The 25,007-nt window shown below is 43.6% G+C and carries 27 protein-coding genes and 1 pseudogene; 16 read left to right on the top strand and 12 right to left on the bottom strand.

All coding sequences use genetic code 11. The features are described 5' to 3' along the window. The first annotated feature begins 47 nt into the window (after positions 1 to 47). Positions 48 to 689: an NAD(P)-dependent oxidoreductase gene (locus P3L57_RS18240; RefSeq protein WP_044159695.1), complete on the top strand. Its 642-nt coding sequence runs from the start codon at positions 48 to 50 to the stop codon at positions 687 to 689. A gap of 36 nt (positions 690 to 725) precedes the next feature. On the opposite strand, the gene P3L57_RS18235 is transcribed toward P3L57_RS18240, so the two are convergent. Both P3L57_RS18235 and cls read right to left on the bottom strand, forming a co-directional pair. Then, the gene (locus P3L57_RS18235) at positions 726 to 1,115 is read right to left on the bottom strand and encodes a DUF5362 family protein (protein WP_069486803.1); all 390 of its coding nucleotides are present in this window, start codon (positions 1,113 to 1,115) and stop codon (positions 726 to 728) included. A gap of 284 nt (positions 1,116 to 1,399) precedes the next feature. Next, positions 1,400 to 2,848: a cardiolipin synthase gene (cls, locus tag P3L57_RS18230; RefSeq protein WP_024123134.1), complete on the bottom strand. Its 1,449-nt coding sequence runs from the start codon at positions 2,846 to 2,848 to the stop codon at positions 1,400 to 1,402. Between the two features lie 243 nt (positions 2,849 to 3,091). On the opposite strand from cls, the gene P3L57_RS18225 reads away from it, so the two are divergent. Further along, a complete protein-coding gene (locus P3L57_RS18225) occupies positions 3,092 to 3,529 on the top strand; it encodes a DUF5392 family protein (RefSeq protein ID WP_024123133.1) in 438 nt (145 codons plus the stop codon). A gap of 27 nt (positions 3,530 to 3,556) precedes the next feature. On the opposite strand, the gene P3L57_RS18220 is transcribed toward P3L57_RS18225, so the two are convergent. Together P3L57_RS18220 and P3L57_RS18215 are read right to left on the bottom strand one after the other, a co-directional pair. Beyond that, positions 3,557 to 4,075, bottom strand: coding sequence for a DUF5362 family protein (locus P3L57_RS18220; protein ID WP_044159689.1), 519 nt, complete (start codon positions 4,073 to 4,075; stop codon positions 3,557 to 3,559). Continuing rightward, positions 4,072 to 4,569 carry a GNAT family N-acetyltransferase gene (locus P3L57_RS18215; RefSeq protein WP_059335125.1) on the bottom strand — a complete coding sequence of 166 codons (498 nt, stop codon included), beginning with the start codon at positions 4,567 to 4,569 and terminating at the stop codon, positions 4,072 to 4,074. Before P3L57_RS18215 ends, P3L57_RS18220 begins: the two co-directional genes overlap by 4 nt. A gap of 133 nt (positions 4,570 to 4,702) precedes the next feature. On the opposite strand from P3L57_RS18215, the gene spoIIQ reads away from it, so the two are divergent. Both spoIIQ and P3L57_RS18205 read left to right on the top strand, forming a co-directional pair. Further along, complete coding sequence (spoIIQ, locus tag P3L57_RS18210; RefSeq protein WP_044159685.1) at positions 4,703 to 5,575, top strand: stage II sporulation protein SpoIIQ; 873 nt, start codon at positions 4,703 to 4,705, stop codon at positions 5,573 to 5,575. A 110-nt stretch (positions 5,576 to 5,685) separates the two neighbouring features. After that, complete coding sequence (locus P3L57_RS18205; RefSeq protein ID WP_059335369.1) at positions 5,686 to 6,108, top strand: VanZ family protein; 423 nt, start codon at positions 5,686 to 5,688, stop codon at positions 6,106 to 6,108. A gap of 36 nt (positions 6,109 to 6,144) precedes the next feature. Here the strand turns inward: P3L57_RS18205 and bcrC are convergent, their stop codons facing one another. The 3 genes from bcrC to amtB form a co-directional block, all read right to left on the bottom strand. Next, positions 6,145 to 6,726, bottom strand: coding sequence for an undecaprenyl-diphosphate phosphatase BcrC (gene bcrC, locus P3L57_RS18200; protein ID WP_277617458.1), 582 nt, complete (start codon positions 6,724 to 6,726; stop codon positions 6,145 to 6,147). A gap of 180 nt (positions 6,727 to 6,906) precedes the next feature. Further along, positions 6,907 to 7,257, bottom strand: a complete 351-nt coding sequence (locus tag P3L57_RS18195) for a P-II family nitrogen regulator (protein ID WP_010332189.1) — start codon at positions 7,255 to 7,257, stop codon at positions 6,907 to 6,909. Between the two features lie 11 nt (positions 7,258 to 7,268). Further along, on the bottom strand, positions 7,269 to 8,483 hold the full coding sequence (amtB, locus tag P3L57_RS18190) for an ammonium transporter AmtB (protein WP_069486804.1): 1,215 nt from the start codon (positions 8,481 to 8,483) through the stop codon (positions 7,269 to 7,271). 281 nt (positions 8,484 to 8,764) lie between these two features. Here amtB and P3L57_RS18185 point away from each other — a divergent pair, with 281 nt between their 5' ends. The 5 genes from P3L57_RS18185 (at position 8,765) to P3L57_RS18165 (ending at position 14,505) form a co-directional block, all read left to right on the top strand. Beyond that, the gene (locus tag P3L57_RS18185; RefSeq protein ID WP_044159677.1) at positions 8,765 to 9,232 is read left to right on the top strand and encodes a hypothetical protein; all 468 of its coding nucleotides are present in this window, start codon (positions 8,765 to 8,767) and stop codon (positions 9,230 to 9,232) included. A gap of 187 nt (positions 9,233 to 9,419) precedes the next feature. Further along, positions 9,420 to 9,986, top strand: a complete 567-nt coding sequence (locus P3L57_RS18180) for a hydrolase (protein ID WP_069486805.1) — start codon at positions 9,420 to 9,422, stop codon at positions 9,984 to 9,986. Next, complete coding sequence (locus tag P3L57_RS18175; RefSeq protein ID WP_069486806.1) at positions 9,983 to 11,344, top strand: MFS transporter; 1,362 nt, start codon at positions 9,983 to 9,985, stop codon at positions 11,342 to 11,344. The genes P3L57_RS18180 and P3L57_RS18175 overlap by 4 nt, the downstream gene beginning before the upstream one ends. 181 nt (positions 11,345 to 11,525) lie before the next feature. After that, a complete protein-coding gene (gene pucI, locus P3L57_RS18170) occupies positions 11,526 to 12,998 on the top strand; it encodes an allantoin permease (RefSeq protein WP_044160377.1) in 1,473 nt (490 codons plus the stop codon). A gap of 100 nt (positions 12,999 to 13,098) precedes the next feature. Further along, complete coding sequence (locus P3L57_RS18165) at positions 13,099 to 14,505, top strand: right-handed parallel beta-helix repeat-containing protein (protein ID WP_069486807.1); 1,407 nt, start codon at positions 13,099 to 13,101, stop codon at positions 14,503 to 14,505. A gap of 98 nt (positions 14,506 to 14,603) precedes the next feature. Here P3L57_RS18165 and P3L57_RS18160 read toward each other — a convergent pair whose 3' ends face one another. After that, positions 14,604 to 15,800, bottom strand: a complete 1,197-nt coding sequence (locus tag P3L57_RS18160) for an MFS transporter (protein WP_069486808.1) — start codon at positions 15,798 to 15,800, stop codon at positions 14,604 to 14,606. A gap of 21 nt (positions 15,801 to 15,821) precedes the next feature. Further along, positions 15,822 to 16,235 carry a MarR family winged helix-turn-helix transcriptional regulator gene (locus P3L57_RS18155; protein ID WP_044159667.1) on the bottom strand — a complete coding sequence of 138 codons (414 nt, stop codon included), beginning with the start codon at positions 16,233 to 16,235 and terminating at the stop codon, positions 15,822 to 15,824. A 224-nt stretch (positions 16,236 to 16,459) separates the two neighbouring features. Here P3L57_RS18155 and P3L57_RS18150 point away from each other — a divergent pair, with 224 nt between their 5' ends. From P3L57_RS18150 to P3L57_RS18130, 5 genes are all read left to right on the top strand, one after another. Beyond that, entirely contained in the window at positions 16,460 to 16,570 is a 111-nt protein-coding gene (locus tag P3L57_RS18150) for a protein usd (protein ID WP_082687840.1), read from the top strand. A 14-nt stretch (positions 16,571 to 16,584) separates the two neighbouring features. Continuing rightward, positions 16,585 to 16,866: a sporulation transcriptional regulator SpoIIID gene (gene spoIIID / locus P3L57_RS18145; protein ID WP_010332180.1), complete on the top strand. Its 282-nt coding sequence runs from the start codon at positions 16,585 to 16,587 to the stop codon at positions 16,864 to 16,866. Between the two features lie 178 nt (positions 16,867 to 17,044). Continuing rightward, a complete protein-coding gene (mbl, locus tag P3L57_RS18140; protein WP_010332179.1) occupies positions 17,045 to 18,046 on the top strand; it encodes a cell shape-determining protein Mbl in 1,002 nt (333 codons plus the stop codon). Positions 18,047 to 18,205: 159 nt separating this feature from the next. Further along, positions 18,206 to 19,018, top strand: coding sequence for a flagellar hook-basal body complex protein FlhO (flhO, locus tag P3L57_RS18135; protein WP_024123119.1), 813 nt, complete (start codon positions 18,206 to 18,208; stop codon positions 19,016 to 19,018). A gap of 32 nt (positions 19,019 to 19,050) precedes the next feature. Next, entirely contained in the window at positions 19,051 to 19,860 is an 810-nt protein-coding gene (locus P3L57_RS18130; protein WP_059335119.1) for a flagellar hook-basal body complex protein FlhP, read from the top strand. A gap of 21 nt (positions 19,861 to 19,881) precedes the next feature. Here the strand turns inward: P3L57_RS18130 and rapD are convergent, their stop codons facing one another. Next, a complete protein-coding gene (rapD, locus tag P3L57_RS18125) occupies positions 19,882 to 20,946 on the bottom strand; it encodes an aspartate phosphatase RapD (RefSeq protein ID WP_044159660.1) in 1,065 nt (354 codons plus the stop codon). A 193-nt stretch (positions 20,947 to 21,139) separates the two neighbouring features. Between rapD and fabZ the strand changes: the two genes are divergently transcribed. Together fabZ and mscL are read left to right on the top strand one after the other, a co-directional pair. Beyond that, positions 21,140 to 21,565 carry a 3-hydroxyacyl-ACP dehydratase FabZ gene (fabZ, locus tag P3L57_RS18120; RefSeq protein WP_024123116.1) on the top strand — a complete coding sequence of 142 codons (426 nt, stop codon included), beginning with the start codon at positions 21,140 to 21,142 and terminating at the stop codon, positions 21,563 to 21,565. Between the two features lie 72 nt (positions 21,566 to 21,637). Beyond that, positions 21,638 to 22,030 (top strand): large conductance mechanosensitive channel protein MscL, encoded by a 393-nt coding sequence (mscL, locus tag P3L57_RS18115; protein WP_044159658.1) that lies wholly within the window; start codon positions 21,638 to 21,640, stop codon positions 22,028 to 22,030. A gap of 59 nt (positions 22,031 to 22,089) precedes the next feature. Here mscL and P3L57_RS18110 read toward each other — a convergent pair whose 3' ends face one another. Then, on the bottom strand, positions 22,090 to 23,070 hold the full coding sequence (locus P3L57_RS18110; protein ID WP_254665049.1) for a histidine kinase: 981 nt from the start codon (positions 23,068 to 23,070) through the stop codon (positions 22,090 to 22,092). 180 nt (positions 23,071 to 23,250) lie between these two features. Continuing rightward, positions 23,251 to 24,561, bottom strand: a pseudogene (locus P3L57_RS18105) (sensor histidine kinase); the annotation flags it as partial. Positions 24,562 to 25,007: the final 446 nt, after the last annotated feature.

Genomic DNA, 25,007 nt, shown 5'->3' with positions numbered 1-25,007 from the left:
CCACTAACATGTAACTAAAATTGTTACAAATAAGGAGGAAATCAAAAATGAAAATAGGAATTATCGGTGCAAGCGGAAAAGCAGGAAGTCTGATTTTGAAGGAAGCGAAGGAAAGAGGTCACGAGGTAACTGCCATTGTCCGAAATGCATCTAAAGTCCAGGATCAGGACACAGCGATTTTGGAGAAAGATGTTTTTGAACTGACGGCGGAAGATCTCAAGCCTTTCGATGCACTCGTAAATGCTTTTGGAGCTGCGCCTGGCCAGGAACATCTTCATGTTGAAGCAGGCAGAACATTAATCAGCCTCCTAAAGGATGCAAAACATACAAGATTGTTTGTCGTCGGCGGAGCGGGAAGCCTGTTTGTTGATGAAGACAAAACAACACGTTTAATGGATACACCGGAATTCCCGAAAGAATATCTTCCGACTGCATCAAATCAAGGAGAGAACCTGAAAGACCTGCAAAAGGCAGACTCTATTTCCTGGACGTTCCTCAGCCCGGCGGCGTTTTTTGATCCGGCAGGAAAGCGGACGGGATCTTACCAAAAAGGAAAAGACAATGTGATCGTAAACGCAAATGGCGACAGTTATATCAGCTATGCCGATTATGCGATTGCTGTTTTGGATGAGCTTGAACATCCGTCACACAAAAATGAACGCTTTACAGTAGTAAGCGAAGCGGAATAACAAGAAAAAACCCGGAGATGCTCCGGGTTTTTCTAATTAATAGGTCCTGTACGTATCATAATCGCTGAATATGCCGTCGGCAATTCCAAGCATTAGAAAGATGAAGAATGCGATGATCGCCAGAATCGATACAGCGATGCTCACGATTAAATAAATCCCTTGCATCTTTACAAATTTCGCATAGTTCTCCAGCATTAAATCCTCAGATTGCCCGCTATGCTTTTCAGCCATTAAGCCTGCTTCTTTTGCTGACCGCATCAAAAAGATGCCTGAAATGATTTGCAGTACGCCCGGCACTGCGCCGATAAGAAAAACGAACGCGCCTGAAAGCGCAGTAAAAGCGCCCATAATAATAAATAAGATGCCTGTTGCTTTTCCCCATTTTGAAATACTGATGAGGGTTTTGTTGACCGTTTCCGGATTCATTGACACGGATCCCCTTTACAAAAAAATACTCACTTTTCTTTTATACACTATTTGTGAGAAGTTTTGTATACAGAAATAAAAATAGTGAATTGATTTTGCCGCGGTGTGAATGGAGTTTGGCCTGACGGTCCGGAGGTGCAAGCCGCTGTGATCATATTCGTGATTTTTTATTACGGTTGCACGCTATATGAGAAAGGTCACGCGCGTTTTTACGGGGTGCGTGATGATAGATTATGACCATGCTGAAAAACCCCGGCCATAAAGGCCGGGGGGATTGGCGCATCTTATAAAATCGGCGACAATAGCCGTGAGACGGATTCCTTGATGCGGATCCATAAAGATCGTTGCTGATATTCCTCGTAGGTGTATTTTCTGGATACGAGCAAATCTTCTTTAAATGTAGAAACCAGTTTTTTGGCAATGTTGATATCATAAATAAATGCATTAACCTCAAAATTCAGCCTGAAGCTTCGGACGTCAATATTCGCTGTACCGACCGATGCAATTTCGTCATCCACAACAATTGTTTTCGCATGGATAAAGCCATTATCGTAAATATAGACGGTGGCTCCGGCTTTTAAAAGATCCCCGATATACGAAAGCGTGGCCCAGTATACAAAAGCATGATCAGGCTTGTTCGGTATCATAATGTTGACATCAATGCCTGACAGGCACGCAATTCTCAATGCATCCAGCAGGCTTGCGTCCGGAATAAAATAAGGTGTTTGTATCAAAATGTTCCGCTTGGCGTTTGAAATCATTTTGATGTAGCCGTTTTTAATTTGTTCCCATTCGGAATCGGGCCCGCTCGTAACAATCTGCATCCCGACGTTTCCCTTTGGGCTGCAATCGGGAAAGTGGTTCGGGATATAGGTGAGCGTATGATGATGTGAAGCTTGGTTCCAGTCAAGGATGAATCGTGTCTGAATGGCGTGCACGGCCGTTCCCTGCAATCGAATATGGGTATCGCGCCAATAGCCAAACTTCGGATTGAGGCCAAGATATTCATCCCCGACATTAAACCCTCCGACATAACCGGTTATGCCGTCTATGATAACAAGCTTTCGGTGGTTGCGGTAATTCAGCCGAAGGTTAATCGGCCTGAGCTTTGAAGGGAAAAAGACCTCCACATGCCCGCCGGCCTCACGCAGTTCTTTAAAAAACTTTTTGCGCAGCGTTCTGGACCCGAGTTCATCATACAAAACCCTGACCTGAACACCTTCTTTCGCTTTTTGAATGAGGGCGTCCCGCAATTTTTTTCCTAATTCATCACCTTTGTAAATATAATATTGTAGATGGATATGATCCTTTGCCTTTGATATGTCATGTAAAAGCCGCTGGAACTTATCACGTCCGTCTGTTATGACATCAACTGAATTATCCTCTGTAAAGACAGCGTGATTATTCATGATGAGCATATATATTAAATCCTTATTATCAAAGGTTGCCCGGTTGTTGAACTGAAATTGCCTGTTTTCTAATTCTTCAAGCTGATGCTGCAGCAGCTTTTCGATTCCGATTTTCTTTCGATCCTCCCATTGAAACAAATGCTTGCGTCTGAGATTATGACCGAATAATAGGTATAAAATAAAGCCTAAAACGGGAATAAAGAAAAGAACAAGCAGCCAAGCCCATGATGCACTGGCATCGCGCCGTTCTTTGAATATGACAATGATGGCCAAAAGAATATTCAAAATGAAAAAAAGTGATAAAAGGATGGAAGAAATACTCACTTTGTAACCCCGCTAATTCATATTTATCAAGAAGATTGCCATTAGTATTCCATGAATAACAGCAATCTGATTCCCATTACAAATTATAACACTGACTTTTTAAAAGAATAAAGTGTGTTGATCCAGATTCTTCGCGAAAAACACGGGCAGATTTCTTTAAAACCAGCTTGCACCTGCGTTAAAATAAACTCATATGATAACGTTCGTGAAGCCTTGCAAAATCAAATAAAGGGGGAGAATTACATGAACTTTTACAGAATTGAACAAATGCCGGGGTTCATTAAAACAGAAATGCAAAAAATTCAAAAGGCTGTACAGCCTTTAATGAAGAAAACTGTCATCTACCGTTTTCTTGCTGTTCCGCTTGCTGCATTCTCTCTCTTTAATTTGGCTGCTTTCCTTTTTCATGCTTCAGCAGACAGAGAGTCTCTGATCAGCGCCGGACTTTTTGCGCTTCTTGCTGCACTTGGATTAGCATTTTTTAAAGAAGCGGGCTATCAGCATAAGCAAATTCAAAAGACCGTTCATATTTATATGCTGAACAGAATCAAAAAGAGCGAAATTCTTTCAGAAGAGCGCAAAAACACGTATACGCGCCAGATCAAGGAAGAACCGTTTGCGATGCGGAGCTTTGTTGAGTTTTTGACTGAAGAAGACAGACGCAAGAAAATGCTGTACTAAAAAAGAGCTGACATGGGTCAGCTCTTTTTATTCAAATACGGGCTCATCTTCATAATAATAGGAATCCGGGTCTTCATACGTATCCATATCCTCAAAAGCGGCGATGCCGACAAATACGAGGAAGAAAATGAGCAAAATGATTCCGATAAGGCCTGCGGCGATACTTGATGCAGCGTAGAATAATTGCATTTTAATAAATTTTCCGTAGTTCTCCAGCATGCTTTCACCCGCACTGCCGGTCAGATTTCCGCTCGCCTCTTTTGCTGATTTTGCTGACCGCATCAGAAATACGCCTGAAATAATGAGCAGAACGCCTGGAATAGCACCTATGACTGTCATTAAAGCCGACAGGGCAGCCAGCGCGCCCATGACAATCAAAAGAATTCCTGTTATTTTGCCCCACTTTGCAATGTCTGAAAGCGATTTGACAGCAGCAGCGCTCAGCTCCCGTTTTTCGACCTCTGTGCTGTTGTTCTCCTGCTCGATCACGCTGTTTTCTTCGTGGTGATTTTCAATATGGTTTTCATCTTTATCAAGACTAATCATGATAGCTCTCTCCCTAATATTTTTAAGTCATATCGCTTGCCGTCCATTTCAGCAATGCCGGGGAATAACCCCCATTCCTTGAAACCGTGCTTTTCAAACAGCTTCAGGCTAGGCTTGTTATGTCCGAAAATGAAGGCCATAAGCGAGCGGATGCCGAGCTCCGGCGCGATGCGGAGCGCTTCCTGAAGCAAATGTGTTCCGGCGCCTTTGCCGCGGCATGATTCATGAATGTATATGCTGATCTCGGCTGTTTTATTATAAGCAGGCCTGCCGTAAAATCTTTCGAAGCTAATCCAGGCTGCCACTTCCCCGCTTTCATCCTCAGCAACATACAGCGGCCGTTCGTCTGTATGTCCCAAAAACCATGCCATCCGGTCTTCCGGAGTTACCGGTTCAGTATCGGCTGTTACCATTCGTGAGGCAATCGTAGAGTTATAAATCGCTACAACCGCTTCTATATCCTTTTTTTCAGCAAGACGTAATGTTAAGTTCATACGTATTTGGTTCTCCTCTCAAAAAAATGACATACTTTCTTATCAGCCTGCACAAACTATATCTAAAAAAGTTTTTTATATCGGTGTATATATTTTCAGAAAAGTGTTCAGAATGTTGCTGAGGTGATAAACAATGAGAGAGGAAGAAAAGAAAACTTCTCAAGTCAAAAAACTTCAGCAGTTTTTTCGTAAACGCTGGGTGTTCCCTGCAATTTACTTAGTCAGTGCGGCCGTCATTTTAACAGCTGTCCTTTGGTATCAATCTGTATCAAATGATGAGGTAAAGGATCAGTTAGCTGATAACGGCGGAAGCTCCGCGTATGACAACAACGACGATGCAGTTGAAGTAGGAAAGTCTATGGAAAATGTCGCAATGCCGGTTGTTGATTCTGAAAACGTTTCTGTTGTGAAAAAGTTCTATGAAACTGATGCCGCAAAAGAAGAAAAAGAAGCAGCACTCGTTACCTATAATAACACGTACAGCCTAAGCAAAGGAATTGACTTAGCTGAGAAAGACGGAAAAGATTTCGATGTTTCTGCTTCTCTAAGCGGTACGGTTGTGAAAGCTGAAAAAGATCCAGTGCTGGGATATGTTGTGGAAATCGAACATGCTGATGGGTTATCTACTGTGTATCAATCACTTTCTGAAGCAGGTGTTGAGCAAGGCGATAAGGTGAAGCAAAACCAGGTCATCGGAAAGTCTGGCAAGAACCTTTACAGCGAAGAAAGCGGCAACCACGTACACTTTGAAATCCGTAAAGACGGAGTTGCTATGAACCCACTGAACTTTATGGACAAGCCGGTTTCTTCTATTGAAAAAGCGGCAGCTGCAGAAGAAAAAGCTGCAACTGAGGAAACAGAAGAATCCATTCAGCAATCATCAGAAAAAAAGGATGGTTCGACTGAAAAAGGAACTGACGAAAAATCCGAGGACAAAACGGATGATTCAACTGACAAATCAGGTTCCAAAGAAAGCAGCACAACAGAAGGCACTGAACAGTCCTAATGAAGAAAACGTCTATCGGTGTGATAGGCGTTTTTTTTGTTACTTTTTGTTTCACTGTGCCGTCTATGTATTTACATGTACAAGATGCCGCTGGAAAGGAGGCTGTTTTTATGCATCGTTTATTACTCGCAGGCTGGATCTTCTTCATTTTACTCTCTGTCTGTACAGAAAGCTTCAGTGATATGGTGGTGTCGCAGACAGTGGCATTTCACTTTCATCCGCATCCTGATCTAAACCAATTTTTAGACATGGATTTTACTCAGCTGACCACACCTGAAGCTGTGATTCAAAAAATCGGGCACGCGTTTTCTTTTTTCGTGCTGACATATTTGCTCTGGAAGCAATGGAGCCGTATAAAATGGGCCTCGGCCGGAGCATTCGTGTTCGCCGTTTTTACGGAAATCATTCAGCTTTTCTTCAGCAGAAACGGCTGCATCCGGGATGTGCTCATTGACAGTGTTGGGATTGCCCTGTTTCTTGGATTATTTGTTATCGCAAAGCGGAAAAAACATGAGATGTATGAAAAATATTAAAGCCGGCGCTCTGCATTCAGAGGCCGGCTTTTTTGCTTAGAAATTTTGATCGGTTGGTTTTTTCGTAATCTTGTTGATAATCGCTTCATAGATTCGAACGATGAAATCAACGAACGGGCGAAGAAGATCTGAAAATCTAAAGAACAGGAACCCGATAATGATCGCAACAACAAGGCTGCCCAACACATCTATCGGATAGTGATGTCCTACCCAAATTCGTGAAAAACCGGTCAAAAGCCCGAAGATGACGAGCGGCCAGCCGATTTTACGGTTTCTGAAAAGCATTGCGATCGAAATGGCTAGCGCTCCCGTTGTGTGGTCACTCGGAAAAGAAGCATCCGCATCGTGCGGGATCAGCGTATGAACCGTGTGAGCAACGAAAGGGCGCGGTTCAACATAAACTTGTGTAATCAAGTAATTGATCGCAAGACCCGCAATTCCCGTAATTCCTGCGTAAAGCACGTTCTTTCTGCTTTGTGTGTTCCCGAACAGCCACATCACCAATAAGATAAGCGCATAGGCAACGATCGCGTATTCCGTTATGAAAACCATAATGGAATCGAGAACAGAATTGTGATGAGATAATCCATGGATAGCTTTAAATATTTCGTAATTCAAATAATCACCTTTTACATTTTTATATTAAGTAGACTCATCTTACTCAGAAAAAGTTTCAAATAAAAATAGATTGTCTGAAATCATGGCGCTTGAAGAGGATTCGAATGGGCATCACGGTTTCTGGGGGTTTTTTCCCGCGCGAAAAAAAGAGATCCGGAGTGTCCGAATCTCATAACGATATTACAGCGCTTCAGGTCCTTCTTCGCCGGTGCGGATATTAATCGTATTGCCGATTTCATAGACAAAGATTTTACCGTCACCCGGTGATCCCGTTTTCAGAACCCTCTTAGCGGTCTCAGTTACTTGATCAACAGGAACCTTGCTGACCACGATTTCGATTTTTAAACGTTCATATACATTGCTTTCTATTTTTACCCCTCGATAAAGCTCCGTATGTGCTTTTTGAAGCCCGCAGCCGTGAACATTGGAGAAGGTCAGAGAGGTGACTCCGATTTTTCCGAGTTCCTGCTTCAGCTTTTCAAAATTTGCCGGACGCGTTACAATTTCTACCTTGAACATTTGACCGCTCATAACGTCACTCCTCACATAGAATCTTGATATGCTTTTTCCCCGTGCATTGTTAAGTCAAGCCCAAGGGATTCTTCTTCTTCGGTTGCGCGAAGGGGAAGGAAGAGGCCTACTATTTTAATAATAACGAAAGTGACAATAAATACAAAAACATAAGTGGCAGCGATCGCTACGATTTGTTTCCAGATTAAACTTGCATCCCCGTAGAACAAACCGTCTGCACCAGCGGAGTTGACAGAAGTCGTTGCGAACAATCCTGTCGCGATGCCGCCCCATGTGCCGCCGATGCCGTGCAGGCCAAAGGCGTCAAGCGCGTCATCATACCCGAATTTCTGTTTAAGCGAGAAGACCCCCCAGAAGCAAACCGCTCCGCCGATGATGCCAATGATAATAGAAGAAAATGGTGTGACAAACCCGGCCGCCGGCGTGATGGCCACAAGCCCTGCGATTGCTCCGGATACCGCGCCGAGCATCGTCGGTTTTTTGTTGATGATCCATTCAATCAATATCCAGCCGGCAATCCCCGCTGCGGCTGCCGTGTTTGTATTTATAAAGGCGTACATGGCGACATCGTTTAATGTCAGGGCGCTGCCGACGTTAAAACCGAACCAGCCGAACCAAATCAGGGCGCCTCCTAAGAAGGTGTAAATGAGGTTATGCGGAGAAGACGCTGTGCCGTCTTTCCGTTTGCCGAGCACGATAGCCAGAACAAGGCCGGCCACCCCGGAAGAAATATGAACAACGTTTCCGCCCGCGAAATCAAGTGCGCCAAGCTGGCCGATCCAGCCGCCGCCCCATACCCAGTGAGCAACCGGTGTGTAAACCAATGAAGCCCATAAAACCGAGAATAAAAGAAAAGCGCCGAATCGCATCCGTTCTGCGAAAGCCCCGGAAATGATGGCGGTTGTCAGAACCGCGAACGTCATTTGAAACATCATAAATAATGAATGGGGAATCGTGTCGCTGTAATCACCCGGATCAAATCCGACCCCCTTCAGACCTGCCCACTCCAGGCCGCCAATGATTGAATTGCCTGGTGCGAAGGCGAGTGTATATCCGAACAGCACCCAAACGATGGAAACGATGGCAATGGAGGAGAAACTGTGCATTGCTGTACTCAGCACATTTTTGCTTTTTACCATTCCTCCATAAAATAACGCTAACCCCGGGGTCATCAGCCACACGAGTAAAGCGCAAAAGAACATAAATACTGTATCGCCCATTTGCATGTCTCATTCCTCCGTATCTTTCAGAATAAAAGCAATTATTATATTTCTTCATTATAGAGAAAAAAGAATGATAAAACATTTTCATGTAAGATTTCCTAACATGTTTTTTTAGTGTGTGTTATGGATGCGGGCGAAGAAAGAAAAACGGTATGTGCCATACAAGACTTTATGTCTATAAAATAATTCTGTTTTTATGAGAAAAAAGGGAATTGACAATAAATAGAATTATATATAGTGTATTAAATGTACTAGTTATTGTAATACACTAAGGGGGATGCGAGATGAATAAAGGCAGCAGGCTGCTGAGAGCGTTAAGAAAGTCCATTCCGGCGACATTCCGGTTGTTTTTGGCCTTTAATTTTGTTGTGTACGGCCTGGCGAAAGTGGTCATGGGGCAGTTTGGGGGAGTAACACCTGAAATTGCAGCTGCGGTGGGAAAGGGAAAGGGATTTACAATTGCGTGGACATTTTTTGGTTATTCTCATGTCTATGAAGTATTTATAGGCTTTGGAGAAATCATTGCTGCAGTTTTGCTGTTGATTCCAAGAACATCTGCGTTAGGTGCCGTTGTATTTATGCCGATTATTGTGAACATCGTCATGATTAACTATTGTTTTGATATTGGCGTGCAGGATCTCAGTACGATATTAATGATCATGTGTTTGATTCTGCTTTGGATTGACCGCCGCAAATTTATGGGCATGTTTAATCAGCAGCCGATTAACGGCAGGCAGGTGACGAAGCTATGACAACTTTTATGATCGCAGTGCTTGCCGGTATGTTTGTATGCACAACCTTTTATTTTTATATAAAAGAAAAATCGTGAGATAAGCGCTTCTCCTGAGAACTTCACAAGCGTCATGCAAGAATTCATGTGAAGTGAAGAGTAAAATATGGGATGTGAGAAACACTAACCAGCATCAGGAGGAAGCGCAAATGAACACACTTAACATTGATTTTCAAAACACAGCATTGGTTATCATTGATCTGCAAAAAGGAATCGTGCCAATAGATAAAAGCGGACAGGTTGTCCCGAATGCGAAAAAACTTGTTGATGAATTCCGGAAACATAACGGCTTTATCAGCTTTGTGAATGTAGCCTTCCATGACGGAGCGGATGCGCTAAAGCCGGAAACGGATGAACAGGCGCAGGGAGGTTCAGGTGAAATGCCGGCGGATTGGGCGGAATTTGTTCCGGAAATCGGTGTGCAGGACGGAGATTACACAGTGACCAAACGCCAGTGGGGCGCGTTTTTCGGCACGGACTTAGATTTGCAGCTGAGACGCCGCGGTATTGATACCATTGTACTGTGCGGCATTGCCACAAATATCGGAGTGGAAAGTACGGCTCGCGAGGCCTTTCAGCTTGGCTATCAGCAGATTTTTATTACCGACGCGATGTCCGCGTTCAGTGAGGAAGAGCATGAAGCCACACTGCGCTTTATTTTTCCGAGAATCGGTAAATCGCGGACGACAGAAGAATTTTTATCTCAAGTGAAATGAAAATATCAAAAAAGAGCCGTGCTGTCTTTTTAACGGCGGTAGCTTCAGGAACGATGCTGAATCCGCTGAACTCGTCTATGATTTCTCTGGCGCTCCACAGCATCCAGCATGAGTTTCGCCTGTCGTTTACAACGGTTTCCTGGCTGATCTCCTCGTTCTATTTGGCGAGTGCTGTGGCCCAGCCCGTGACGGGAAAGCTTGGCGATTTAATTGGGCGCAAAAGTTTGTTTTTATTCGGGCTTATTCTTGTGGCGGTTTCTGCCATCGGGGCGCCGTTTGCGCCAACCTTTATGACATTATTGGTCATGCGGCTGTTTCAATCGGTGGGGAGCAGTGCGATTTATCCGTCGGGAGTCGGGCTGATACGAAGTCACATACATGAGCGTCAGGCTTCAGCCTTGGCGGTGCTGTCTATATTTGCGTCTGCAATGACGGCGCTGGGGCCTACAGTCGGCGGCTTTTTGATTGTGTGGGGCGGCTGGCCGGCGATTTTTATCGTCAATCTGCCGTTTATTATCCTCAGCTTCCTATTGGGGATGTACATGTTCCCGAAGGATAAGAAAAAAGGGGTGGGGATCAGAGCGGTTATCCGGCAGCTTGATGTTCCGGGAATCCTTTTGTTTGCCGGCGGGATCATTTTGCTTTTGTCCTTTTTGCTTTCATTCAGCACATCCCCGCATGCGTCAGAAGGTGTGATTGGTGTCATTCTGCTTGTTGCATTTGTCTGGCGTGAGCTGAAAACGGAGAAGCCGTTTATTGATGTCCGTTTGTTTAAAACGCAGCGAAGCCTGTCAGCGGTATACGTTCAGTTTATTTTACTCAATGTATTCTTCTACTGTTTATTTTTCGGCCTGCCGAGTTATTTTCAGGATGAAATGCATCTTTCTGTCCAAACGAGCGGTCTGTTTATGCTGTTCATGTCAGGAATGAGCATCGCTGTATCGCCCATTACAGGCAAGTGGATTGACCGATCGGGAGTCATCAAGCCGATTTTGGCGGGGGCGCTTCTGATGACGGCTGGCGCTGTACTCTTAACGGTCTTTTTTATCAGCGTTCCTGTCATCGGGAAAGGCTTGATCCTGTCGCTGCTCGGCATCGGTTACGGACTTGGAAACGTGGCGCTTCAGGCGGCGATGCTGAAAACGAGCCCTTCAGACATGGTGGGAACGACCTCGGGCCTGTTCCAAACGTGCCGTTACCTCGGCTCGATTTTATCCTCCGTGATTCTGGGCCTTCTGTTCGGTAAAGAGATAACAGTGGCTCATTTTGATATCATGGGAATGATCCTTATTGCTGTAGGCGCATTGAGTCTATTCATGGCTTTGAGATTCGCCGCCTTAATGAAAACAAGATCATGAGAAAAGAGACAGATATGCGAGTCTGTCTCTTTTTCTTGTTTAGGATGCTCAAAAATGAATAAAAGGATTGTGTATCATAGCCAATGCATTTGTCTGACTTTTCAGTTATATTACGTAACATATGATGTTAGAAAACAATACATATAACGGAAGATAGACAATGCTGAAAGGGGAGCCGGCTATGGAGTTAAAAGAGAGTCAGCAGCAATCAAACAGGCTGAGCAATGAGGATCTGCTGCCTTTAGGGCAGGAAAAACGCACTTGGAAAGCAATGAACTTTGCCTCGATTTGGATGGGGTGCATACATAATATACCGACCTACGCGACAGTGGGCGGATTAATTGCAATCGGGCTTTCACCGTGGCAGGTGATGGCGATCATTATTACGGCCTCGCTTATTTTGTTTGGCGCACTCGCCTTAAACGGGCATGCAGGCACAAAATACGGGCTGCCGTTTCCTGTGATTATCCGGGCTTCATATGGAATTTACGGCGCAAACATTCCGGCGCTTCTGAGGGCTTTTACAGCCATTATGTGGCTTGGCATTCAAACCTTTGCCGGAAGCACGGCGCTGAACATTTTGCTGTTAAATATGTGGCCCGGCTGGGGAGAGATTGGAGGGGAGTGGAATATTCTAGGCATTCACTTGTCTGGTTTCCTCTCTTTCGTATTCTTTTGGGCTGTGCATTTACTCGTATTGCACCACGGCATGGAATCGATTAAGCGTTTCGAGGTATGGGCAGGTCCTTTAGTATATGTGGTGTTTGGCGGCATGGTATGGTGGGCGGTCGATATAGCCGGAGGACTCGGGCCCATCTATTCGCAGCCTGGAAAATTTCATACGTTTTCAGAAACATTTTGGCCGTTTGCTGCCGGAGTCACCGGCATTATCGGCATTTGGGCGACGTTAATTTTAAACATACCTGATTTTACACGGTTTGCTGAAACGCAAAAAGAGCAGATTAAAGGCCAGTTTTACGGCTTGCCGGGAACCTTCGCATTATTTGCATTTGCCAGTATTACGGTGACCTCCGGTTCTCAGGTTGCTTTCGGCGAGCCGATTTGGGACGTGGTTGATATTTTGGCGAGGTTTGATAATCCTTATGTCATCGTATTATCTGTGATTACGCTCTGTATTGCCACCATATCAGTTAATGTCGCAGCAAACATTGTGTCTCCGGCCTATGATATTGCGAATGCGTTGCCGAAATATATTAATTTTAAACGAGGCAGCTTTATTACAGCCCTGCTCGCTTTATTTACGGTTCCGTGGAAGCTCATGGAGAGCGCAACCAGCGTTTATGCGTTTCTCGGTTTAATCGGCGGCATGCTCGGTCCGGTGGCGGGCGTCATGATGGCTGATTACTTTATTATTCGCAAGCGGGAGCTTTCGGTTGATGACCTTTATTCCGAAACCGGACGGTATGTGTATTTTAAAGGCTATAACTACCGGGCATTCGCAGCCACGCTTTTAGGCGCACTGATCTCATTAATCGGAATGTATGTCCCCGCATTAAAAGGCTTATATGACATCTCATGGTTTGTAGGTGTGCTGACATCATTTCTTGTCTATATTGCTCTGATGCGGATTCACCCGCCGGTATCATCTGTTATTGGAAAGTATGATTCTGGGCAGGTGCGTCGAGCTGAATAAGAGCTTTATGCAGATGAAAAGAATTTGAGATGGTTTTCCATAAATGGATAACTTATAATGATATAAGAAAATCCATTCTAAATAGAAATGAGAATCCAATATGAAAATATCATTTTTTATTTCTGCGGCAGTCGTTTTAACTGCTGTGATCATCGCTTTAACCTATGATAAGACGGCAGCAAATGAACAAGACTCAGTGAACTGCTTATATGTTTCTCCTGACGGCAATGATCAAAATGAAGGGACGAAAACAAAGCCATTTCGTACACTGGCGCATGCCGCTAAGGAAGCTGTTGCCGGAACAACTGTAATCATCCGGGAAGGCACGTATGATGAACCGCTTGATGTGAAGCATAGCGGCGCGGACGGGAAGCCTATCACGTTTCGAAACTATCAGGACGAGAAAGCAGTCATTACCGGGAAATCGATGACGAGCGCAGAATATGAAACGCCGTTAATCCGCATAGACAATAAACATGACATCACAATCAGCGGTTTAACGATTGAGAATCTCTCTGTTTCATCTGAAGAAGCAACCGCCATGGGAATTTATGTGACTGGGTCCAGCAGCCATATCACGATTAAGGATAATCATGTTCGGAATATAAAAACAACGGCGGATGAGGGCAATGCCCACGGAATTGCGGTTTATGGGACGGGAAGCATGAAAGATATTAAGATTACGGATAATACCGTTGAAAAGCTGACACTCGGAGCGAGTGAAGCGGTTGTGCTGAACGGAAACATTGACGGCTTTACGGTTGCAGGCAATCTGGTCCGTGATAATAACAATATTGGCATCGATCTTATCGGATATGAAGGAACGGCAGATCAAAACGATTATGTTCGAAACGGCGTCGTAGAAAACAATACTGTCTATCATCATTCAACTTTCGGAAATCCCGCTTATGGAGATGAGTACTCAGCAGGCGGAATATATGTCGACGGAGGACGCAATATTGACATAAGGAAAAACACGGTTTACAGAAACGATATCGGTATTGAAGCAACCTCTGAGCACAAAGGAAAATATGCTGAGGATATAAACATTACCGACAACAAAGTGTACCAGAATGCGTACACGGGTATTTCAATCGGCGGATATGACAAAGAGCGTGGCGGCACCATCGGTTCTGTGATTGCTCACAACATTATTTTCCGCAACGATACAAAAGAGCTGTATGGCGGACAGCTATTGCTGCAGCACGATACAAAAAACAACGTAATAGAAAAGAACATCATGACGGCAAGTGATTCAAGGCTGTTTATTGCCAACGATTTTAAAACCAATGAAGGAAATACAGTCAATCATAACGTTTACCATAAGGAAGCAGGTAAGGACGGCTTATGGATGTGGAAAAAGACTGAATACGACTCGTTTTCATCTTATCAAAAAGCAACGAAAAATGATGTCGGTTCTATTTATGCAGATCCGATGTATCGTGACGAAGAGTCTTTTGATTTTACATTAGACCCGGATTCACCTGCGCGTCCGATTATTGAATGAATCATGAAAGAAGCGGCATTCTATTCCGTTCAACGGAGCAGAATGCCGTTTTTTTTATGCTAAAAAAGACTGCCGGCAAACTCCGGCAGTCTGACAAGCTATTCTGCAATCGATACTTTTCCTTCAGGTTCGGCGACAGCCGTTTTTTTCTGGCTCCATGCATAGAGGAGAAGAGAAATCAGAACAAATAGACCCGCTGTTAAGTAAATAGATGAGAAGCCTGCGGAAGCAACGAATAATCCGAACACATACGATCCAGCGGCAATTCCGCTGTCAAAGAACGTAAAGAACGTCGCTGTCGCAAATCCTGAACGGTGTGCCGGTGAATTTTGTATCGCCAGCGTTTGCATGCACGGCACGATTGAGCCGTATCCGAGCCCGATCACCGCTCCGGATAATAGCAGCATCCAGCTGCTGTGCGTAAAGGCAAGCATGCAAAGTCCGACAGAGAAAATCAGGATTGAAGGGTAAATCACAATCCCCGGTCCGACTTTGTCGAACAGTTTGCCTGTAAACGGACGCGCGACCATCATCGTAACGGCAAAGCATACAAAGAAGTAGCCACTGACATTTAATAGATCAATAGACTTAGCAAAAACGGACAAAAATGCCGTAACTGTTGAATAACAGAATGATATAAACAACCCTACAATCGCAATCTTAAGCGCGCCTTTTTCAAACATATCCGACAGAGAGAAGCGGAATACAGTCGTTCCGCTGCTGATGCTGTTTGGCACTTTAATGAGTAATGTAACAAACAGCCCGACAATCATAAACACCGCAAAAATTGTAAAGAAGGCAGAGAAAGGCACAATTTTCACCAGGCTCAATCCGAGAAACGGACCGATAGCCATTGCGAGGTTCATAGACATGGCAAAGTATCCAAGCCCTTCGCCGCGGCGTTTAACCGGAATGATATCAGCTGCGATCGCACCGGTTACAGTGGTTAAAATACTAAACCAGATCCCTTGGAAGAACCGCAATCCAAGCAGCAGATAGAAGTTATGGATTGGCAGGTAAAGAAAAGACGAAAGGGCAAAAATCGCCATCGATACAATCGCCATTCTCTTTTTCCCAAACCGTTCTATAATAGCTCCTGAAAAAGGACGTGTGAAAATGGCGGATAACAGGAACAGACTGATCAACAGCCCTCCCTGAGATTCAGTACCTCCCAGCTCCTGCATCATATAGATAGGCAGAACAGTTAAAAATGTATAAAAGAACACAAAAACAAACAAGTTCACGAGAACGACCATAATAAAATCTTTGGTCCAAATCGGTTCAGACTTTTTCAAATGTATGTCACTTCCTTATTTTCATTGTTGTAAAAACAAACGAAATAAATGAGAAAACGCTTCTTTATCTTCATCACGGAAATCTGCAAGCAGTTCTTCCTCAAATTTAAGCATTTTCACATTGATTTCTTCGTATTTTTTCTCTGCTTCTTTTGTGAGGACAACGAGTTTTTCCCGTTTGTCTTCACCTTGCCGTCTCTGTACCCAGCCGTTTTCTTCAAGGCGTTTGATCGTCCGGGTCACCGTTGGCGCTTCCACATTTAAATAGGACCAAATCTCCTTTTGAGTCATTGGTCCGATCGTACGCAAACAATATAAAATTGACCATTGAGATGAGTAAAGGCCGAATGGCTCCAGCTGTTCATTGGCTTTTTTGGCAATCAGGCGGGCGCTTTGGTTGATTTGATGAATGAGGTGTCTGTTGACGTAGGTCATTTCGGTCTCCTTCTAAAAAAACTTACCTAAGTAACTAATTGCTTTTTTCATTTTACAGGAGCGATGAAAGGATGTAAAGATATAAATTTAGTGACGCGAAATAATTAGCCGAAGTCGAAAAGTTCGTTTCACCCCTTGTCCTTATTGAGTTTTTAGCATATTCCCGCAAGAATGCTAATACACTGTTACAAACCTAACAAAGAGAGTGTTTGAGGTGAGGGATCGTGGGCATATTTCACAAACTTACTTTTAAAACCATACAACAAAGAAGCTGCATAATGAATGACTCTTTACAGAATACGGATCTCATTTCACACTTCTCACATCCATTTTAGGGAGGTCGAGTGGTGTGCACGATTACATCAAAGAGCGAACAATCAAGATAGGAAAGTACATCGTGGAGACAAAGAAAACCGTTCGTGTCATTGCGAAGGAATTTGGTGTTTCCAAAAGTACAGTACACAAGGATTTAACAGAGCGTCTGCCTGAAATCAATCCTGACTTGGCAAACGAAGTGAAAGAAATACTCGATTATCATAAATCCATCAGGCATTTAAGAGGAGGAGAAGCAACAAAACTCAAGTATAAAAAGGATGAAATTCTTGAAGGAGAGCCCGTTCGCCAGCCATAATCACTCAGGACAAATCAACTGCATTGTCTTCCGGAAATCGTTTGCAGATCATCCGCAAAAATTTGTAAAGAACTTAATGTGCTTCCAACTTTTTTTCTATATTTTATGATAATATATATAATTAGGGCACAATGTGGATATTTACTGTGAAACAGATTTTCAAGGAGGATATAAATAGATGTTTGCAAGGGATATTGGTATTGACCTCGGTACTGCAAATGTACTGATCCATGTTAAAGGTAAAGGAATTGTTCTGAATGAACCTTCCGTAGTTGCACTTGATAAAAACAGCGGCAAAGTGCTGGCGGTTGGCGAAGAGGCAAGACGAATGGTTGGACGTACACCTGGGAATATTGTTGCGATTCGCCCGCTGAAAGACGGAGTTATTGCTGACTTTGAAGTAACAGAAGCAATGCTGAAACATTTTATTAACAAGCTGAACGTAAAAGGCCTGTTCTCAAAACCGCGCATGCTTATTTGCTGCCCGACGAATATTACATCAGTTGAGCAAAAAGCAATCAAAGAAGCAGCTGAAAAAAGCGGCGGTAAACATGTGTACCTTGAAGAAGAACCGAAAGTTGCCGCTATTGGCGCGGGTATGGAAATATTCCAGCCGAGCGGTAACATGGTTGTAGACATCGGAGGCGGGACGACGGATATCGCAGTCATCTCAATGGGCGATATTGTCACCTCCTCTTCTATTAAAATGGCTGGGGACAAGTTTGACATGGAAATCTTAAATTACATCAAACGCGAGTACAAGCTGCTGATCGGCGAACGTACTGCGGAAGATATTAAGATTAAAGTCGCAACAGTTTTCCCAGACGCACGTCACGAAGAAATTTCCATTCGCGGACGGGACATGGTTTCCGGTCTTCCAAGAACAATTACAGTAAACAGCAAAGAAGTAGAAGAAGCCCTTCGTGAATCTGTAGCTGTTATTGTGCAGGCAGCGAAACAAGTGCTTGAAAGAACACCGCCTGAACTGTCCGCTGATATCATTGACCGCGGCGTTATCATTACCGGCGGAGGCGCGCTCTTAAACGGCCTCGACCAGCTGCTCGCTGAAGAGCTGAAGGTTCCGGTGCTTGTCGCTGAAAATCCAATGGATTGTGTGGCGGTCGGCACAGGTGTTATGCTTGATAATATGGACAAGCTTCCTAAACGCAAACTAAGCTGATCACTCAAACCTCATTCTGAAAAAGAATGGGGTTTTTTTATGAAAACTCTTCACGAATTGATGGGAAATGCCGATAATAGGATAAAATACTTATTTGTATTATAGAACGAATGTTCCTACATGACAACTGGAAAAAATGCCATTTTAGAGGTGGAAAACTTGTTAAAAGGATTATATACCGCAACTTCCGCAATGATTGCCCAGCAGCGCAGAACGGAAATGCTTTCAAATAATATCGCAAACGCAAATACATCCGGATATAAAGCAGAACAAGGCTCGATGCGCGCGTTCCCTGAGATGCTTCTCAGCAGAATTGAAGCAAAATCTCCGGCCGGCACATCGAAAACAGAAATCGGTTCCGTTAATACCGGTGTATATATGCAGGAGCTTAAGCCTCTTTTCACACAGGGAAGCCTTAAGTCGACGGATCAGCCTACAGACATCACATTGATTGAAAATCAAGTTCCGGTAAATGCAGAAACAAATGAAAATGCGGCCCTTTTTTATCCGGTTCAAACGGCGAATGGGGTCCGTTATTCCAAAAGCAGCACGTTTTCTTTAAATGAGAACAATCAGCTGACAATCAACGGAAATACCATTTTATCAACGACAGGACAGCCGATTACGGTCGATAATGAAAATTTCACTGTGTCTGAAAACGGTACTGTTACTGCGAACGGACGGACAGCCGGACAGATTGATGTCAGAATGGCAGAGGACGTCAGAAATCTAAAAAAAGATGGCAATGATTTGTACAGCACGGCTGACGGAAATGACCTGCCGAGTGCGGCTGGCAATAACCAAGTATCCTATTCATTAAAACAAGGCGTTTCTGAGCTTTCGAATGTTGATGTAACGAGCGCCTATACAGAAATGACTGAAGCGTACAGATCGTTTGAAGCAAACCAGAAGGTCATTCAAGCGTATGACAAAAGTATGGACAAAGCAGCCAATGAGATCGGAAAAATATAAGATAACGGAAGAAAAAACGGGGGACATCAACTATGCTCAGGTCAATGCTAACGGCATCAACAACCTTAAACCAGCTGCAGCAGCAGATTGACACAATCAGCAGCAACCTTTCCAACAGCAACACAACCGGCTATAAGGCTAAGGATACGAATTTCTCTGAGCTCGTCAGACAGCAATTCGATCAGGTTGATGAAAAAAATGAAGAAGTGGCACAATCCCGAAAAACGCCGCCCGGCTTGCGCCTTGGCGTCGGAGCGATGATGAATTCACGGCTCGTATCCGATCAAGGAAGCATTAAGAAGACGGAGCGCGATCTGGATATCGCTTTTACGTCTCCTTACCAATACCTCCAGGTGAACGTGAATGGCAATCGCCAGTATACGAGGGACGGAGCGCTTTATTTTTCGCCTTCCGCTGATAATGCCAACCAGCTTCAGCTCGTGACAGGCAACGGTCATCCCGTGCTTGATGAAAACGGCAATGCAGTAAACATAGACAGCTCAATGAAAAAAATCACGATCAATGAAAACGGGACCTTAACCGCATCTAACGGGAATACGGTGCAGCGGTTTAATCTCGGGGTTGTCCAAGTGAACAATCCTCAAGAGCTGAAATCCGAAGGGAATAATTTTTTCTCCATTGATAATGCAGCAGCCTTTGAAGAGCTGAATGGCGCAAACAGACAAACCATCGGCATGCAGCAGGGTGCGCTTGAGATGTCTAATGTGGATATTTCTAAGCAAATGACAGATTTGATTGCGTCTCAGCGTTCTTATCAGCTGAACAGCAGAACGATCACAATGGGTGATCAGATGCTCGGTTTGATTAATTCTGTCAGATAATAGAGAGATAGGCGTTTTCAATCAGCCGCGCATAATAAAAAAGGCGGCTTTTTCGAAATCGTCCTTTTTTTTGTAGTATTCCGTGATGTCCTCCAAAAGCACCTCTAAATCCACCCAAGCTTCGATTTTTTCTAGTTCAAGCACATATTCAAGCAAGGTATCATAAGGATCTTCAGCAGACGTATAGAGCGCTTCAAGTGTTTTTAGTTTCAATTGAATTGTTTGAATGTTTACCTTTTCAGATAATTCTTTCCCTTTTTGCAAAACCGCTTTTCCTTCTGAGATCTTTTCTGTTTTAAAAAGAGCCCTGACGGATTCATACACGCAGTGCAGATAGGATACTGGAGAATTGGTTTCAAATTCATGATTCTTCAATACCTTTTTAAAGTAGAGAAGCGCTTCATGGTCTTTCTTTTCGGTTGCTTTTAAAAAGCCCAAATTATAATAAGCGTGGCACAGCAGATTATCGTCATTTACCTGCTGGGTTTTCCTGATAATTTCTTTGAAAAGCTGTTCAGCCTCATCATAGCGCTCTTGATCAATATAGTTTACAGCGAGGAGCAGTTTGCAGCTGATCACCTTTTTGACATAGCCGAATTGATGCAAGTAGATATTTAATGCTTTTTCAACATATTGGATGGAAAGCGGCGGTGATTTCATCAAGTAATAGGCGCCGGCGGTTTGATAATAAAAGTCAGCGGCTTCAAATGCGTTTTGAATCGCGTGCAGGTGCTGCTCAGCTTTTTTAAAACCATTCACCGCATGCTTCGGAGCGGTTTTGACCATTTCATATAATCCTGAGAAAAAATGCAGATAATATTTCAATTCATCATCCATTTTGTCTTCCTGTTCATATAATTCATGGAATAATGGATCCAGCCCGTCCTGGTTTTCAAAAAGGAGCTGATGGCGTGCGAGGAACAATTGATAACGCATCCAAAGTTTTGTGTTCTTTTTAAGTTTCGGAAGGTGCTGGTCGATTTTCTCTTTAAGCGCTGCTGCGTCATCCATTTTACGTTTGCCAATAGCGGTATACCACTCGTTTAACATTTTTTGAATTCTTTTTTCAATAAACTTCGAAATCATTTTCCTACCTCTTTGCTAATGGTAAAATCTATAATTATCATATCACAACTTTTGACGGTCCTCATTGACAGTTGGTTACACTTTGGGCGCCGGTTGAAAAAGAGGTTCATTCATAATATACTTTTCAAATGTACAGATTAGATCATACATGATTGCTATACATACTAACGCAGATGAAGGAGATGTCAAGAGAATGCTTGATACTCAGCAAATTAAAGAAATTATTCCTCACCGCTATCCGTTTTTGCTCGTAGACCGGATTACGGAAGTTGAAGAGGGCAAACGGGCAAAAGGCTATAAAAATGTAACTGCTAATGAAGAGTTCTTTAACGGACATTTTCCACAGTATCCGGTGATGCCCGGCGTATTAATTGTAGAAGCGCTTGCTCAAGTCGGGGCTGTTGCGATGCTGATTAAAGAAGAAAACCGCGGCAGATTGGCGTTTTTTGCAGGCATTGACAATTGCCGGTTTAAAAAACAAGTGAAACCTGGTGACCAGCTTCACCTTGAGGTGGAAATCACTCGTGCGAGAGGCACAATCGGGCGCGGAAAAGGCGTTGCCAAAGTTGACGGCGAAGTGGTTTGCGAAGTTGAACTGACTTTTGCCCTCGGCGAGTAAGTGAAAAGAGACAGATGGGCAGCGGCACATTTGTCTTTTTTTCTTTTAAAACAAAAAAAGCAGGTGATTTGTATGTGGAAAGAGTTTAAGACCTTTGCCATGCGCGGGAACATTGTTGACCTTGCGATTGGTGTTGTAATAGGGGGCGCGTTCGGTAAGATCGTCACATCGCTCGTTAATGATATCATTATGCCTTTAGTTGGCTTGCTTCTGGGCGGGCTTGATTTTTCGGGGCTGTCCTTTACATTCGGTGATGCGGTCGTCAAATACGGCAGCTTCATTCAAACCATTGTGAATTTCTTAATCATATCGTTCTCTATTTTTATTGTGATTCGGACTTTGAATCAATTAAAGCGCAAGAAAGAAGCGGAAGAAGAGACTGAGGCGGAAGCGGCAGATGCGCAAGAGGAGCTGCTGAAAGAAATCAGAGATCTGCTGAAGCAGCAAACAAGGTCACCGGAATAAAAAAAGACTGCCGTCTGAGACGGCGGTCTTTTTTGATAGGCCAAGGTATTGCGTATTGTTTATTGTCCCTCTGCATCCGGAGACGAGCCTATGAATTTAGGAGAATCTGCGGTTTCATTAATGTGTATCACCATCGAGACAGCTGTGCCGGCATCCGGGGTGCTGCGGATGTTCAATTCACTGCCGCAGAAATGCTTGAGCCGCTGGTTGATGTTTTTCAGTCCGACGCTGCGATCGAAGTCTTGAGACAGGATATCTTTTTGTTTTTCCGGCGCAATGCCAACACCGTTATCTTCAACTTGGACGTAATATTCGTTGCTGCTTTGTTTTTTTGCTGTCAGCTTAACCCATCCTCCGCTTCTTTTTTTGCTGATGCCGTGATGGACGGCATTTTCCACCAGCGGCTGAATCATTAAAGGCGGAAGTATAAAGTCAATGTCTTCATCAATATCGAAAAGGGTGTTCAGCCGAACGCCAAAGCGTGTCTTTTCTATAGAAAGATAGGAACTGATGAGAGAAAGCTCATTTCTGAACGAACTGATGGCCGATGTGTTTCGGAAATCAAAACTCATCCGTAAGTAGTTGGTGAATTCAGCCGTTACTTCACGCGCTTTTTCAATATCCAAATGACTAAGAGCAATAATCGTGTTTAACACATTGTAAAGAAAGTGTGGCTTGATTTGCGATTGCAGAAATGCCATCTCCATATTTGTCGCTTGGTTTGCTGTATGTTTCATCATAATCAGGTTTTTAATACGCGCCATAAATTCAGAGTAATGATAAGGTTTTTGCAAAATGTCATTGGCCCCGGCATGAAAAGCTTTGTACTTGTCATGGCCGATAATGGCTGCTGTAACGATCAGGACAGGAAGGTCAACCATGCTGGATCGTTCCCGAATGGTCATGCAGACCTCGAAACCAGTCATATCCGGCATCATCAGATCCAATATAACCAAATCAAGTTTAGATCGTGAGACCACTTCTAACGCCTCTTTTCCGTTTTTTGCTGCGATTACGTTATAAGGAACACCTTGGAGCATGTCGTTTAAAATTTTTAAGCTTTCGATATTATCATCGACAATCAAAATCGTTGCAGCATCAATTTTCTCAGAGTAAAAAGGCGTACTCAAAGAGATATCTGACATATCTCTTCCGGACGGCAATTCAGGCAGCCAATCTTTTATTTCAGGCACAACATTACCTTGAACGGCAGGCAATGTGAAATGGAATGCCGATCCTTTCCCCGCTTCTGATTCTACCCAAATGTCTCCGTTTTGGAGTTTTACCAGCTGTTTCACAATGCTTAGACCGAGGCCGGCCCCGTCGTCTTTATTCATCTCAGCCTGCTGAAAAGATTCAAATATGGTTTGGCGATCGGTCTCTGGAATGCCGATTCCGGTATCCGCTACTGTCATCTTGATCGTTCTATCATTGAGTCTGACAGCGGAGAGTGTGATTTGTCCCTCAGGTGTATACTTTATAGCATTGTCTACAAGGTTGGTTAAGATTTGCCGAAAACGGTTTTCATCCGCAAGTACCATAGGAAGGCCGGCTGGTACATGGTTCACAATGTTGAGGTTTTTGTGTTTAGACAAAAGCCGGTAAAAGTTCATTTCGGAACAAATCACAGTATGAATGTCAACGGGAACCGGATGAATCTGCAGCATGTTTTGCTTTATTTTTTCTAGATCGAGGATGTCATTCACCAGATTGGAGAGCCTGTAGCCCATGCGGATGACAAGCTGCATATTATCTTTCTCTTCTTCTATCGTTCTTTTTCTTCTGCCGGCCAGCAGGGTCTGGCATATATTAATAATGCTGTTCAGCGGCGTTTTAAATTCATGCGACGTTTTGGCAATGAACTCATCCTTTAGCCTGTCAATATTGAGTAATTTCCGTGTCAGGACTTCATTTTCGCGGAAAGCGCCGGCGAATTGCTGCGCCATCAAAAGAACAATCGCGAGCAAAGCGATGACTGTGGGCACTGAATAAATCGAATTAAATGAAAAAGCCGTTTTGCCGCTGTAAGCGGAAATGGTGGTTAAAATGACAAAAGAGCTCATGGATATAGATGCAATTGTAAGATATAAGCTTCCTTCCATTTTGCGGATCGCAGCAATTGTAAAAATATACGTAATATAAATCAGAGTCGAAACGGCTAATACAGAATGTAATATGTACGAGACATGGTCTATAAAACGCCCGGATAAAAAGTCTGTGGCCAGAATGATTCCAGAGACAACAGTCGCTGCGAGTATAAATCTTTTTGAAACAATCTCCCTGTAAGCAAAATAGAGGTAAAGAAAAACAGCAATGCTGACAAGCACCGTAGTAACTGCCGTCAAAGATTTATACAATACAAATGAAATTGAGGGGCAGAGAAGATACAGGACCCGTTCTTTTCCGATCAAAAGAATAATGAACGAAAAAAGAAGACACATCACAGCAAAAAACAATAAATGCTTATCCTTTTTTCTTTGCAGGAAAAAACCGAGAAAATATAATCCGGTGATGAAAAAAGCTGTAATCATAACAGAATCATTAAGAAAGGAAATCTTATTTTCACGTAATATTTGCTCCTGGGTTCCAAAAGTGATCGGCTTTGCAATCCCCCATCCCGGCGATTTCCCGAAATTTGAGTATTGTAAAATGAGTTCATTTTCGCCCTTATGTATCTTAAAATAGCTCGTATACGGTCTGTTTTGCGCCGTGAAATCTGGTTTGTTTGCAGGGCTGCCGCTTTGGCCAATTAACTCTCCATTAAGATAGATACGATTTGAACTGTAAATAAAAGACGTGCTGATTCCGAACATCTGATTGTCTTGATTCGAGCGGATGATTAGCTTATATGTGCCATAATCCACATTGATACCTTGTTTCACGATTTCTACATTGCTGGGGACATCGACAAATATTGGGTCCTTCCCTTTGGCTGAATGGATATCTTTTGGCGACAGCAGCTGATTTGGATATAATG

This window comes from Bacillus sp. B28 (assembly GCF_029536185.1).
In the GTDB taxonomy this organism is placed as follows: Bacteria; Bacillota; Bacilli; order Bacillales; family Bacillaceae; genus Bacillus; species Bacillus halotolerans.
The sequence above is the reverse complement of the archived record's forward strand: the minus strand, read 5'-3'. Positions and strand labels throughout refer to the sequence as shown.